The 13,181-nt window shown below is 60.3% G+C and carries 12 protein-coding genes; 5 read left to right on the top strand and 7 right to left on the bottom strand.

The window, feature by feature from the left end; translation table 11 throughout:
- Nucleotides 1-99: 99 nt before the first annotated feature.
- Entirely contained in the window at nt 100-1,134 is a 1,035-nt protein-coding gene (locus J2046_RS26030; protein WP_210056789.1) for an SPFH domain-containing protein, read from the top strand.
- Nucleotides 1,135-1,138: 4 nt separating this feature from the next.
- Entirely contained in the window at nt 1,139-1,597 is a 459-nt protein-coding gene (locus J2046_RS26025; protein ID WP_210056787.1) for an NfeD family protein, read from the top strand.
- 13 nt (nt 1,598-1,610) lie between these two features.
- On the opposite strand, the gene J2046_RS26020 is transcribed toward J2046_RS26025, so the two are convergent.
- Together J2046_RS26020 and J2046_RS26015 are read right to left on the bottom strand one after the other, a co-directional pair.
- Nucleotides 1,611-2,606, bottom strand: coding sequence for a KpsF/GutQ family sugar-phosphate isomerase (locus tag J2046_RS26020; RefSeq protein WP_210056785.1), 996 nt, complete (start codon nt 2,604-2,606; stop codon nt 1,611-1,613).
- 184 nt (nt 2,607-2,790) lie between these two features.
- Nucleotides 2,791-4,332, bottom strand: coding sequence for a hypothetical protein (locus J2046_RS26015; RefSeq protein WP_210056783.1), 1,542 nt, complete (start codon nt 4,330-4,332; stop codon nt 2,791-2,793).
- Between the two features lie 409 nt (nt 4,333-4,741).
- On the opposite strand from J2046_RS26015, the gene J2046_RS26010 reads away from it, so the two are divergent.
- Nucleotides 4,742-6,262 carry an outer membrane beta-barrel protein gene (locus J2046_RS26010; RefSeq protein ID WP_210056781.1) on the top strand — a complete coding sequence of 507 codons (1,521 nt, stop codon included), beginning with the start codon at nt 4,742-4,744 and terminating at the stop codon, nt 6,260-6,262.
- On the opposite strand, the gene J2046_RS26005 is transcribed toward J2046_RS26010, so the two are convergent.
- Complete coding sequence (locus J2046_RS26005) at nt 6,252-7,142, bottom strand: ornithine carbamoyltransferase (protein WP_210056779.1); 891 nt, start codon at nt 7,140-7,142, stop codon at nt 6,252-6,254. The two genes, J2046_RS26010 and J2046_RS26005, sit on opposite strands and share 11 nt — an antisense overlap.
- Nucleotides 7,143-7,227: 85 nt before the next feature.
- Entirely contained in the window at nt 7,228-8,115 is an 888-nt protein-coding gene (galU, locus tag J2046_RS26000) for a UTP--glucose-1-phosphate uridylyltransferase GalU (protein ID WP_210056777.1), read from the bottom strand.
- A 202-nt stretch (nt 8,116-8,317) separates the two neighbouring features.
- Here galU and J2046_RS25995 point away from each other — a divergent pair, with 202 nt between their 5' ends.
- Together J2046_RS25995 and J2046_RS25990 are read left to right on the top strand one after the other, a co-directional pair.
- Complete coding sequence (locus tag J2046_RS25995) at nt 8,318-9,538, top strand: lytic murein transglycosylase (RefSeq protein WP_210056776.1); 1,221 nt, start codon at nt 8,318-8,320, stop codon at nt 9,536-9,538.
- Nucleotides 9,539-9,609: 71 nt separating this feature from the next.
- Entirely contained in the window at nt 9,610-10,836 is a 1,227-nt protein-coding gene (locus tag J2046_RS25990) for an SGNH/GDSL hydrolase family protein (RefSeq protein ID WP_210056774.1), read from the top strand.
- Between the two features lie 191 nt (nt 10,837-11,027).
- Here the strand turns inward: J2046_RS25990 and J2046_RS25985 are convergent, their stop codons facing one another.
- From J2046_RS25985 to J2046_RS25975, 3 genes are read right to left on the bottom strand one after another with little or no spacing between them, the layout of a single operon-like run.
- Nucleotides 11,028-12,482: a glutamate synthase subunit beta gene (locus tag J2046_RS25985; RefSeq protein ID WP_210056772.1), complete on the bottom strand. Its 1,455-nt coding sequence runs from the start codon at nt 12,480-12,482 to the stop codon at nt 11,028-11,030.
- Nucleotides 12,483-12,503: 21 nt separating this feature from the next.
- Nucleotides 12,504-12,902, bottom strand: coding sequence for a type II toxin-antitoxin system VapC family toxin (locus tag J2046_RS25980; RefSeq protein WP_210056770.1), 399 nt, complete (start codon nt 12,900-12,902; stop codon nt 12,504-12,506).
- Nucleotides 12,899-13,168, bottom strand: coding sequence for an antitoxin (locus J2046_RS25975; protein ID WP_233470296.1), 270 nt, complete (start codon nt 13,166-13,168; stop codon nt 12,899-12,901). The genes J2046_RS25980 and J2046_RS25975 overlap by 4 nt, the downstream gene beginning before the upstream one ends.
- Between the last annotated feature and the right edge of the window lie 13 nt (nt 13,169-13,181).

The raw sequence follows: 13,181 nt of genomic DNA, 5'->3' as shown, positions 1-13,181 counted from the left end.
GGTATTTCAACGCCGTTCCTTTAGACGCTGGCGGCGCGCTTGTGAATAGGCGAACCGTTGAATAGGATCGGCGCCATTCGAGGAAGCGGGAGAAGTGAAATGGGTTTGGGTGGCTTCGATATCGTCGTGATCGCGCTGGTCATTCTGGCCATCCTGATCCTGTTCGCTGCGATCAAGACGGTGCCGCAGGGCTATCGTTATACCGTGGAGCGCTTCGGTCGTTACACCCGCACGCTCGAACCAGGGCTTAGCCTGATCACGCCGTTCATCGAACGCATCGGCGTCCGGATGAACGTCATGGAACAGGTGCTCGACATCCCGACTCAGGAAGTCATCACCAAGGACAATGCGAGCGTCTCGGCTGATGCCGTCGCCTTCTATCAGGTGCTGAACCCGGCGCAGGCGGCCTATCAGATCTCCAACCTCGAAAACGCCATCCAGAACCTCACCATGACCAATATCCGCTCGGTCATGGGCTCGATGGATCTCGACGAACTGCTGTCGAACCGCGAGGTGATCAACGAGCGGCTGTTACGCGTCGTCGACGAAGCCGTTGGTCCCTGGGGCATCAAGGTGACTCGAGTCGAGATCAAGGATATCCAGCCACCGGCCGACCTCGTCGAATCCATGGGACGGCAGATGAAGGCCGAGCGCGAGAAGCGTGCCCAGATCCTCGAAGCAGAAGGCTCCCGCAGCGCCCAGATTCTCCGCGCGGAGGGCGCCAAGCAGGCGGCCGTGCTGAAGGCCGAGGGGGAACGCGAGGCCGCTTTCCGGGAGGCCGAGGCTCGCGAACGGCTGGCAGAGGCCGAAGCCAAGGCGACACAGGTCGTCTCCGAGGCGATTGCCGCTGGCGACGTGCAGGCCATCAACTATTTCGTGGCGCAGAAATACACCGAGGCATTGGTGGAGATCGGCAGGGCGACGAACGCCAAGATCGTACTGATGCCGCTCGAAGCCTCCTCCATCATCGGCTCGCTCGGCGGCATCGGCGCGATCGCCAAGGAAGTCTTCGGCGACGGCCCGGCACCGACACAACCACCCCGCCCGCCGGCGCCACCACGCCCGCAGGGCGGCTCGCGCACGACGCCGGCGGTCAGTCCGTTCAACACGACATCGTCCTCGTCCGAGACTTGAAGCCATGATCTACGACTTGGTGAGCGGTCTCGGTCCCTGGAGCTGGTGGATTCTCGGCCTCATCCTGCTGGCCGCCGAACTTGCCGCTCCCGGCGTGTTTCTGATCTGGATCGGCGCCGCCGCGATCGTCGTGGGCGCGTTGTCGCTCATGCTCTGGAATACGAATTTCTGGAGTTGGCAGATCCAGTGGCTGCTTTTTGCCGTGCTCTCGATCGGCTTTGCCCTCGCCGGCCGCCGCTTCTACGCCGGCCGCGACCAGGCAAGCGACGAGCCTCTCCTGAACCGGCGCGGCGAAAGTCTGATCGGCCGCACGGCCACTCTCCACGAACCGATCACGGAAGGACGCGGCCGCATCCGCCTGGACGATACCTGGTGGCCGGTCATGGGGCCCGACCTGCCGGCCGGCACACGCGTGAAGGTGGTGACCGCCAGCGGTCGTGACCTGACGGTCGAGGCGGACTGAACTCTTTCCGGAATCAGGCGACGCCGACGCGCAGGAGATCGTGGAAATGCACGATGCCGACGGGCTTGCGCTCCGCGTCGATGACGATGAGCGCGCCGATGCTGTGCTTGTTGAGAAGCGCCATGGCCGCCGTCGCGAGCGTTTCCTTGCCGACCGTCTTCGGGCTTGTCGTCATCACGTCATCGACCGGCGTCTGACGGAGGTCGAGGTCCAGGTGCCGGGCGATATCGCCATCGGTGACGACGCCGCAAAGGCATCCTTCCTCATCGACCACGCCGACGCAGCCGAAACGCTTGCGCGACAGTTCCTGAATGGCCTCGGGCATGGTGACGCCCTTCTTCACCAGCGGAATCCGGTCACCGGTATGCATGAGATCGCTGACATGCGAGAGCATTGCGCCGAGTTTGCCGCCCGGATGATAGACACGGAAATCGGTTGCCGAGAAGCCGCGCGCTTCCAGAAGAGCGACGGCGAGCGCATCACCCATGGCAAGCTGCATCAGCGTCGACGTGGTCGGCGCAAGACCATGCGGACAGGCCTCCTGCTCTTTGGGCAGAAGCAGCACGACATCGGCCTCCCGCGCGAGCGTCGAAACCTCGCCGGCGGTCATCGCGATCAGCGGAACGGAGAAACGCCTGGTGAAGGAGACGATGCCCTGCAATTCTGCGGTCTCGCCGCTCCAGGAGAGAGCCAGCACCACATCCCCTGTGGTAATCATGCCGAGATCGCCGTGATTGGCTTCCACGGGATGGACGAAGAAGGCGGGCGTGCCGGTCGATGCAAGGCTCGCAGCGATCTTCCGGCCGATATGGCCGCTCTTGCCGACACCGGTCACGATGACCCGGCCGTCGATGCCACCGATGATCTCCACTGCATTGCGAAAGCGATCGCCCAGGCCATTCTGGAGGGCATCATCCAGCGCATCAAGCCCTTGTTTTCCAAAGGCAATGGTCCTCAGCGCGGAGTCGACGACATCATGTTCGACGAGTTGCAAAGCTCTCTTGATCATGGTGAAGCCTTAGCGTTTTTTATATTCGAAGTCCATCAACTTTGCACCGTAACGGCGACATTCCAGGCTTGGTGCGGCACCGCAACCAAACGTTAACTATATCATTTTAGCCCATAGTGAGCAGTATGAACTTTGAGCCCGATCAAAGGTTTCTGATCGGGCTGTGGAAGTTCCTGACGTGCTCTTACTTCTTTGCCCGACCCTCGATAATTGCAGCCACTCGTTGAGCAATCTTCTCTACCATGTCATCGCTGATTGGAGCACCGCCCTTCAGTCTGCGGCTCGGCGGTTCGGCCGTCGGATCTTCCAATCCGTTCGTATCTTCGTCTTCGAATGGGTAGATCGAGTAATCGATCTGTTCCAGCTCATCCATATCCCGGAAAATTCGTATTCCGGGTGCGCGAAGGAAGTATCTGGTACGTGTCCTTCCTCTACCACTTGCATATCGTTCATGGGGTCTGGGCGCCTGGTTGTCAGCAATCGTCATCAGGTCTGCATCGTGGACGCCAACCACCAAGTAGATATGGTCAGCCCCCGGCGGGTCGGAGGTGTCGTACGTTACGCCAACATCACCTGGCTCTTGCCGCCCGACTTCGACGCGCAGCCAACCTCGGTCCTCTTCAATTCGCTCTGCCAATCTTCCAGCGCCGAGGGTCGTTCTGATAGGGATGTCCGCCATCTGTAGAAATGCGCTTAGGGTTGCAGCACATGACTTTGTCGGAAACTGATATCCCGATCCTTCCATATATCGCGCGGCTCGTCTGTGTACTTCAGCAATGCTTCGCCTGCTACTTCCAAGTTCGATTAATTTCTCGATGCAATCCGCGTCCATTTTTGACCTCCCTCTCACATGCATTACATCCGCGTGCAGGTCGCTTCGCTTTGAGACCCCAACCATTGATGAAATGAACCTCTGCGCAACAAGTCTCGCTGCAGGAAGGTTGGGATGCAGTTCGTCATGCCAGTTGCCTTTGCAGCAGCCACGCACATCAACGACATGGACGCGTCGATTCTGGGCGGCTATCTGACCAAGCGTCTCGTACATTCGGTCGACGAGGACTTTTACGATATTGGTGCAAATCTTTAGGTCCGGGTTATAGCCTCTGGAAGAGAACGGCTCTCCCAACCAGCGACCACCATGGCGCGGTACTGCATGATCGTAACCATGTAGAAAGATGTGCGTTCGCCCCGACCAGAGATTAACAGCCTCAATTAGCCTCAAGTATGCAGTTCGAATTCGCTTGAATATTCGGTCAACCTTCGGTTTATCCAAGCAGTCCCAAGGATCACTTACGCCCTGCACATACGGTCTTAAGAATTTTTGAAGTTCACCACCCCCAAGGAAATCATTGCCGCCTCCAGAGAGGATGAGAAAATCGAATATTCCGCTTTGAATAGGAACACGTAGCCCTCTATCTCTTTCATGCTGAATGTTTCTTGAGAAAGTTTTATGGACTATATTCTCCAACGTATCTCCGGGCCAGCCGACATTATTCATATAAAACCGAAAATCTTCATCAATTATGTTTGAAAAAGCTTGATTATAACCAAATAATTTACTCCACGGCCACAAAATACTTGCCCAAGAATCCCCCTCTATAGCAAGTTTATATTGATAAAATGCTGGATCATTAAAATTTCTGAACGATAAATATCTAATACCGTCGTATCCGACCACATCGTACACGAGAGATTTATCAGTTTTTATCATGCGTTCACTTGGCAAGACCTGCTCTCCTCGCCAACAACCATGAGATTAACATCTAACTACCAGACGACTAGAAGTGTCAATCGTATTTTAGCTTTTACCACTATTGTTGCATCCGCAGATACTGCAAAAGGCGTAACTATTCGCCGGAGCCGACGGCTGAGCCGACACTTGCGTCGGAGGAACTTCTATAAGTTTTGCAACCCTGAGTTATTTCAAAGGATTCAACGAGAACGCGACTGCTCGGCAACGCGATATTTTTTACCAGCGGTTAACTATAAAATAACATTTGCCCCGCACAATCACGGCAAGTACTCGACGTAATATTTACCTTTTCAGAACAAGCGTTTAGCGGCCTCCGGCCTCATGCCTGTACAGAACGGTGGACATTACGTTTGGGTAAGCATTCCGATCGCCAGGCGGGCCGATGAAGATCATCATGAGAACAGGCAGGACGCGTGAGCGGCGCCGGGCGGCGGCCGGCTTGCTGTTTGCCTGCTCAGCGCTTGCCACGCCGGCCGTCGCCCAGACCACCAGCCCCTTTCCGCCACAGGGCGGCTCCCTGCCGTCCGTGACGGACGCCACGGCACCGACTTCACAAACCACCCTCGGCGGAGGTACGGGGACCCAGCCGGCCAGCGGCACGGCGGGTGCTGCCGACGATCCGATCCGGGACGACCCGAATGTTGCAGCCGGCGCGGTATCCGGCCCCGTTCCGGATGCCGATCAGGAGCCGCCCTACGAGGAAGACCTGAACCAGCCCTACGAGCAGCCGCTCGATCCCGGCGCGGAGCCGATCGACGCACGGGAACAGCCGCGCGAGCCGGGTGATCCGACTGGCATCCGGCTGGGCAGCTTTCTCCTCCGCCCCACGGTCACCAACGGCGTCAACACGGAAATCACCCGTTCCAATGGTAGCGAGCGTCGCCGCGACTACTTCTCGACGGTAATCCGCGGCACCCTCTCCTCCGACTGGTCGCGCCATTCACTGACGGTGACTGGCGAAGGAACCCTTGAGCGCAACTTTCGCGGCGGCGACGAAGGCGAACGACCGGAAGTCAACATCGATGCGGATCTGCGGCTCGATCTTGCCGACGATACCATCGCCCATGTCACGGGTGGCTACAGCTTCACCCGCGAGGACGACTACGACCCGAACGCGATCGGTGGCGCCACAACCCAATCGGGCGTCAACGAATTCACCGGCGGCCTCTCGGTGGAGCGCGATCTCGGTAAAATCCATGGCACCGCCGCACTCGATCTTTCCCGCGCCACCTATACCGACGCCAAACTCTCGGATGGCACCGTCGTGAGCATGAAGGATCGCAACCGCACCGGCATCGACGGCAGGCTGCGGCTTGGCTACGAGCTCTCGCCGGCCCTGATCCCTTACGTCGAAGTGGCGACAGGTCACACATTCTACGACCAGAAGCGCGACAATTCCGGTTACGCCCGCTCCTCGCAGAGCTATGCGGCACGCGGCGGCGTGGAATTCGATTTCGGCGAAAAACTGCGCGGCGAGATCGGCGCCGGCTACGAGTTCGTCGATTACGAGGACAGCCGCCTGAAATCGGTGGATGCGATCACCTTCAACGGCAATGCGATCTGGTCACCGCAGCGTGGCACCGATGTCAATCTCGGCCTGCGCACAACGGTGCAGGATTCCACCACGCCGGGCCAGAGCGGCTGGGTGGAATATCAGGCAACCGCGGGACTGACGCACGAGATGCGTGATCATCTCGTGGCGCGCCTCACCGGAAGCTCGACCTATCGCGACTTCTCAAGCGGCGGCAGCGACGAGACCGTCTGGGTGGCCGGCGCCGGTCTTACCTGGGCGATCAACCGTTATCTCGACCTCACCGGCGACGTGGAATATGAGCAGGCGGATGGCGGCGGTTCCGACGAACGCATCGTCCGCGCCGGCGTCGGGCTTGCCGTCAAGCGGTGATATCCAGCCGGCCGGCGATCCATTCCATGAGTGCGTTCTGGGCATGCAGGAGAAATGCCTTCGCGGACCTGCTTTGACAGGCAGGATGTGCCATGGCATCCATAGCCACCTCCTGTCCGCGCATGACCGGCGGACAGGGGATGAAGATCGCATCGGCTCGGCAATCGTCCAGAATCGCCGCCGATATCCGATAATCGGCGAACACGCTCTCTTCCGCCCCGCCCGGCCACGAGTCCGTCAAGATAACGTCGGCATCCTCAAGTTCGCGCATATCCTCGCTGACCCGAAAATTCCGGTTGACGAGCGCCGGCTCCCGGATGTGCCATCTCTGCGAAAAAACCTGCACCACCTCGATGGGGAGAGAAACGGACGCTTCCACCCACGACCGTAGGATATTGGCATCCGGCGCCACACCGGCAATCTTCAATCCCTCGATGCTGCCCCGCCGGCTTCGGATATAGGCAAGGTCGCCTAGCGTTTCGCAAGGGTGGTTCGATCGCGTCCGCGCGTTGATAACCGGAGCTTCGGCGTTCTCAGCCAGCTCTTGAAGGCTAGCGAGTTGCTTCGTGCGGATAACGATCATGTCGAACCAGTTATCGAGATAGCCGGCGAGATCGGCGATCGATTCTCGTCCACCGAGGCTCACTGGCGCATGGACGCTCAGGCCGCCCATTGCCTGGATGCCGAGATCGAACGCCGTAGTGTTGCGCCAGCCGCTGTCATCCACGATCAGCGCGATATGCTTGCCTGAGAGGCTTTGTGGCATCCGGCCGTCATACCACGCATTTGCCAGTTCACTGGCACGGTCCAGAATCGCCTGAACGATCTCAGGCGCCAGATCATGGAATTCCAGGAAATCCCCGCTTGCCTCGACAGCCATCATGCTCCTCCTCTAAAAGAAAACCCCTCGCAGCAAAGCTATGAGGAGCTCGTAGAGTTTTCCGACGAGTGAATGTCCTGCCTTGTCATTTCAGCGATGCGATGAGTGTCTTGAGCGGCTCCTCGATCGCCGGACGGATATCGGCGCGCTGCAGGGCGAATGCGAGGTTCGCCAGGATGAAACCGTCCTTGGCGCCGCAGTCATAGGTCTCGCCGGTGAACTTGTAGGCCGAGAACTCCTGGCTCTTCGCGAGCGTCAGCATGCCGTCGGTGAGTTGTATCTCGTTGCCGGCGCCGCGCTCCTGGGTCTCCAGGATCTTGAAGATCTCCGGCTGCAGGATATAGCGGCCGTTGATGTAGAGATTGGACGGCGCAGTGCCCTTCGGCGGCTTCTCCACCATCTGCGTGATCCTGAAACCGTTGCCGACCGCCTCGCCGACGCCGACGATGCCGTATTTATGCGCCTGGTCCGGATCGCATTCCTGCACGGCGAGCACATTGCCGCCGGTCTTCTCGTAAAGCTCCACCATCCCCTTGAGGCAGCCCTTCTCGGCGGACATGATCATGTCGGGCAGGAGCACCGCAAAAGGCTCGCCGCCGACGATGTCACGGGCACACCAGACCGCATGGCCAAGCCCGAGCGGCACCTGCTGGCGCGTGAAGCTTGCCGTGCCCGCCTTCGGCAGAAGGCCGGCGAGCAGTGTCAGCTCGGCATTCTTGTTGCGTTCGCGCAGCATCTGTTCCAGCTCGTACTGGATGTCGAAATAGTCTTCGATGACGGCCTTGCCGCGACCGGTCACGAAAACGAAATGCTCGATGCCCGCTTCCGCCGCCTCGTCCACCACGTACTGAATGACCGGCTTGTCCACCACGGTCAGCATTTCCTTCGGCACCGCTTTGGTCGCGGGCAGGAAGCGCGTGCCCAGACCTGCGACGGGAAACACTGCCTTACGGATCTTCTGTTGTTGTGCCACTCATGCCTCCTGAAAGCACATCATCGTGCGAGTTGTTCGATTCCGGTCCTCTAGCGTCGATTTGCTACCGTTTCGCAAAGACTGCCGCTGACCGGATTTCCATGGTAAAGAATTTGTTGACCGTATTCTGTTATTACATCGTTAAGCCGCATGCCACTCTCGCCTTCGGGCTTGGTTAAAGGAAGAATGGACACGACTGCCGATGAAGATACTTCGCACCAACCTCTTGCGCGGATTTGTTTTCTCCCTGTGCGCTGGGTTCGCTGTCGCAAGCATGCCGATAGATGCCCAGGCTGACGCCGGTTTCAAGGCTTGGATCACAAAATTCTACCCGACTGCCGCAAAGAGCGGGATTTCCCGTTCCACGTATGAAAGAGCCTTTGCCGGCATTACCGAACCCGACCGGGACGTGCTTGAAAAGGCGCAGTTCCAGCCGGAGTTCAAATCGAAGATCTGGGACTATCTCGATTCCCGCGTAAATCCTTATACCGTGCGCATCGGTCGCGAGATGGCCGCAAGGCATGGCTCCACGCTCAACGCTCTGGAACGGCATTTCGGGGTCGACAAGCACATCCTGCTTGCCATCTGGTCGATGGAATCCAATTACGGCGCCGCACTGGACAATCCCGAGCGGCTGCATCACATCCCACAGGCGCTTGCGACGCTCGCATGGGGCGATTCGAGGCGCTCCAATTATGCCCGCAAGCAGCTCATCGCAGCCTTGAAGATTCTCCAGTCCGGTGATGTCGCGCCGAGGCAGCTCACCGGTTCCTGGGCAGGCGCCATGGGTCACACCCAGTTCATTCCGACCAGCTACCTGCTCTACGCCGTCGACGCAGACGGCAATGGCAAGCGCGACATCTGGCATTCGGTGCCGGATGCGCTTGCTACCTCCGCCAACCTGCTCGCCAAGAACGGCTGGCAATCAGGCAAGACCTGGGGTTACGAAACGGTAATTCCGGCAAGCGGCGCGCGTTACGAAGGCCAGACCAAAACGTTGGCCGAATGGGCGAAGCTCGGTTTCGCCCGTCCGAACGGCAAGGGCTTTCCGCGCGGCGCGGACCGCGCAGAACTGAAGCTCATGGCCGGCACGAGCGGCCCAGCCTTCCTGATGCTCAAGAATTTCTTCGTGGTGAAGCGATATAATGCCGCCGACAGCTATGCGCTCGCCGTCGGCCTGCTCGCCGATGAGATCGCCGGTTATGGCGGCATGCAGCAGGCATGGCCGCGCCCGGACGGCACCCTCGACATCAAGCAGAAGTTCGAGCTGCAATCGCGCATGAAGGAGCTCGGCTATTACAACGGCGAGGTCGATGGCAATTTCGGCTCCGGCTCGAAGGCAGCCATTTCCGAGATCCAGAAGCGGCTCGGCATGCAGCAAAGCGGCGAACCCTCACGGCAGCTTCTCGAAGCTTTGCGTTGACAAGCAAGCATAGTGCTCCACATGGTTTTCCGATGGTCCAGCACCTGTAGAGCGTGCGAGGCGTACGAGGCATGAAGGCTTTGTGGAACACCAGCGGACAAGGAGGCTGGGCTCGTTTGGGCGCGATTTTGCTTGCGCTGTTGCTCGCCTTGCCGTTCGCTACCTCGCCCGCCACCGCCCAGGAGCCGGCCCCGCGGCGCAACCTCTTCGACCTGCTGTTCGGCGGCCCCCGCTACGAGCGATACGAGCGATACGAACCTTACGAGCGTGCGCCTCGTCGGCGTTATAACCGCGACGGCTCGATCATCGAGGTGAAACCACGGCCGCGCAAACCGGCCCCTCGCCGCGCCGCGGCGCCGCGCCCGCCGCAACCCGTCGCACCGCCCACCCCCGAGCCTGTTGCGAAGCTCGAGGATGCCAGGCAGATCCTCGTGGTCGGCGACTTCATGGCCGGCGGCCTTGGCAGCGAACTGGAGAATGCGTTCGCGACGTCTCCCGGCGTCGCCGTCGTCGAACGCAGCGACGGTTCCTCCGGCCTCGTCCGCAAGGATCATTTCGACTGGCCGGCCGAACTGCCGGCCATGCTGGACGAAGCAAAGCCCGCCATCGTCGTGGTGATGGTCGGCGCCAACGACCGCCAGCAGATGCAGATCGGCGGCACCCGCGAAAAGTTTCGCAGCGAGACCTGGTTCAAGGAATACGAGGCGCGCGTGGCAGAGCTCGCCGGCATCGTCGCCTCCCGGAAGCTGCCGCTGCTCTGGGTCGGCCTGCCCTCCTTCCAGTCGCCCTCCATGATGGCCGACGCGGTGACGCTGAACGCCATATACCGGAGCCAGACGGAGAAGGCGGGAGGTGAATTCGTCGATATCTGGGACGGCTTCGTAGATGAGGACGGCAAGTTCATCCTAACGGGCTCGGACGTTAACGGCCAACAGGCGCGGCTGCGCAGTTCGGACGGGATCACCTTCACCAAGGCCGGCAAGCAGAAACTCGCCTTCTATGTCGAGAAACTGGTCCGCCGGCATCTCGGGGAAATGGCGAGCCCCGACGTCGTCAAGCTTGACTCCAGCAGTCTGCCCTCCCTGTCCGCGCTGCCGGCCGCGCCCGGTCAGGCCATACCGACCCACCCGATCAGCCTGTCAGACCCCGAGCTTGACGGCGGCAAGGACTTGCTTGGCGCGGCACCGCTTCCCTCGATCCTCGTGGAAACGCCGCGCGACAAGCTGGTCAAGCGGGGAGAACTCGCCCCTGCCCCGACCGGACGGATCGATGATTATCAGATTCCAGCGGCGCGGTGAGCTACGCCTTAGTGCATATAAATTGCCCTCACCCTAACCCTCTACCTGCTCACGGGGAGTGGGAACGTACCTCGCGCTACCGTCGAAGGTGAAGGAAGCCGGTGCGGCATATCCCTTCTCCCCGTCATGACGGAGAGAAGGTGGCGGCAGCCGGATGAGGGGCAAACAAGCCGAAGGAGCTTTTCCGGCACTTACCGCGGCAGGACCGAGCTTCCCATCAGCGCCTCGTCGATCGCTCGCGCCGCCTGGCGGCCTTCGCGGATCGCCCAGACGACCAGCGACTGGCCGCGGCGCACATCGCCCGCCGTCCAGAACTTGTCGACCGAGGTCTTGTAGTCGCGGTCGTTGGCAACGACATTGGTCGAGCCGCGCCGGTCCACATTAACATCGAGCTTGCCTTCGAGTTCGGTCAGCACGCCCTCCTTGAGCGGCCCGGAAAAGCCGATCGCGATGAAGGCAAGGTCCGCCTTGATGATGAAATCCGTGCCGGCGATCGGCTTGCGACGTTCGTCGACTTCGCAGCAGCGCACACCGGTAAGCTGGCCGTCTTCGCCGATGAATTCGAGCGTCGCCACCTGGAATTCGCGCACAGCGCCTTCGGCCTGCGACGACGAGGTGCGCATCTTGGTCGCCCAGAACGGCCATACCGCCAGCTTGTCTTCCTTCTCCGGCGGCTGCGGGCGGATGTCGAGCTGGGTTACCTTGACGGCGCCCTGGCGGAAGGCCGTGCCGACGCAGTCGGACGCCGTATCGCCGCCGCCGACGACCACCACATGCTTTGCGCCGGCCAGAATCGGATCGGACGGCCAGGCGACGCTGTCGATATTCTCGCGGCCGGTGCGACGGTTCTGCTGCACGAGATAGGGCATCGCGTCATAGACGCCGTGCAGGTCGGCGCCGGGAATGCCGGCCGGGCGCGGGGTTTCCGAGCCGCCGCAGTAAAGCACCGCATCGTGATCGGAAAGCAGCTTTTCGACCGGCATGTCCACGCCGACATTAACGCCGGTATGGAAGGTCACGCCCTCGCCCTTCATCTGCTCGACCCGCCGGTCGATGAAGTTCTTCTCCATCTTGAAGTCCGGAATGCCGTAGCGCAGGAGCCCGCCGGGCTTCGACTCGCGCTCGTAGACATGCACGTCGTGGCCGGCACGGCCGAGCTGCTGGGCCGCTGCCATGCCGGCGGGGCCGGAGCCGATGATCGCGACCTTCTTGCCTGTGTGGACGGTCGCCGGCTGAGGCGCGATGAAGCCCAATTCATAGGCCTTGTCGGCGATCGCCTGCTCGACTGTCTTGATGGCGACCGGCGCATCTTCCAGATTGAGCGTGCAGGCCTCCTCGCAAGGAGCGGGGCAAACGCGGCCGGTAAATTCCGGGAAGTTGTTGGTGGAATGGAGGTTGCGGATCGCCTCTTCCCACTTGTTGTTGTAGACGAGGTCGTTCCAGTCCGGGATCTGGTTGTGGACTGGACAGCCGGTCGGGCCGTGGCAATAGGGGATGCCACAGTCCATGCAGCGCGCCGCCTGCTTGGTCACTTCCGCATCCGACATCGGGATCGTGAATTCGCGGAAATGGCGGATGCGGTCGGAGGCTGGCTGATACTTCGCCACCTGCCGGTCGATTTCCAGGAAACCCGTTACCTTGCCCATGTCTAAACCTCTACTCCGCCGCTATCGCAGCCAGTTTTCAATCTTCAATCCCGGTACCCGGGAAAACTCTCTTTCGTTGTCCGTCACAAGCACCGCGTCCAAGGCGAGCGCATGTGCGGCGATCAGCATGTCCATGTCGCCGATTGGCTGCCCGCCGCGGCTGAGACTATCTCTGACCGTAGCGTAGTGAACATCGGCCGGAGCCTCCCAAGGCAGAACCTCGAAGTCGGCAAGCACCGCTTCCACCAGCTTTGTGAGGCGCTCCGACCCCTTCTTCGCAACGCCGTATCTGAGCTCGGCCGCCACGATGAGGCTGGTTCTGAGTTCCCCTTCCTCAAGTGTAGCAACCCGCTTTCCGGCTTGGCCCTCCGGATTTCGGATCAAATCCGAGATCACATTTGTGTCGAGCAGATAGCTCATTCCGGAAGATCCAAATCGATCGGGCGGAGAGGGAGATCCTCAATCTCCGGGAACTCCTTACCCACAGGCGCCATTTCCCGAAGCCATTCGATCAGTTCACCCGGAGACCGTTTCGGCTTGGCCGGATGGATCGTGATTACCCCATCCTTTTCTTGGCGGATGACAACTTCGTCGCCGGAGAGGTCAAAATCACTAGGAATTCGCACTGCCCGACTTCGCCCGTTCTTGAATATCTTTGCCCTACGCTCCTTCGGCATCGGAAACATTGCCGCCTCCATT

The organism is Neorhizobium petrolearium, from assembly GCF_017873175.1.
Classification (GTDB): Bacteria; Pseudomonadota; Alphaproteobacteria; order Rhizobiales; family Rhizobiaceae; genus Neorhizobium; species Neorhizobium petrolearium.
This window is presented reverse-complemented; position numbering and strand designations above follow the sequence as displayed.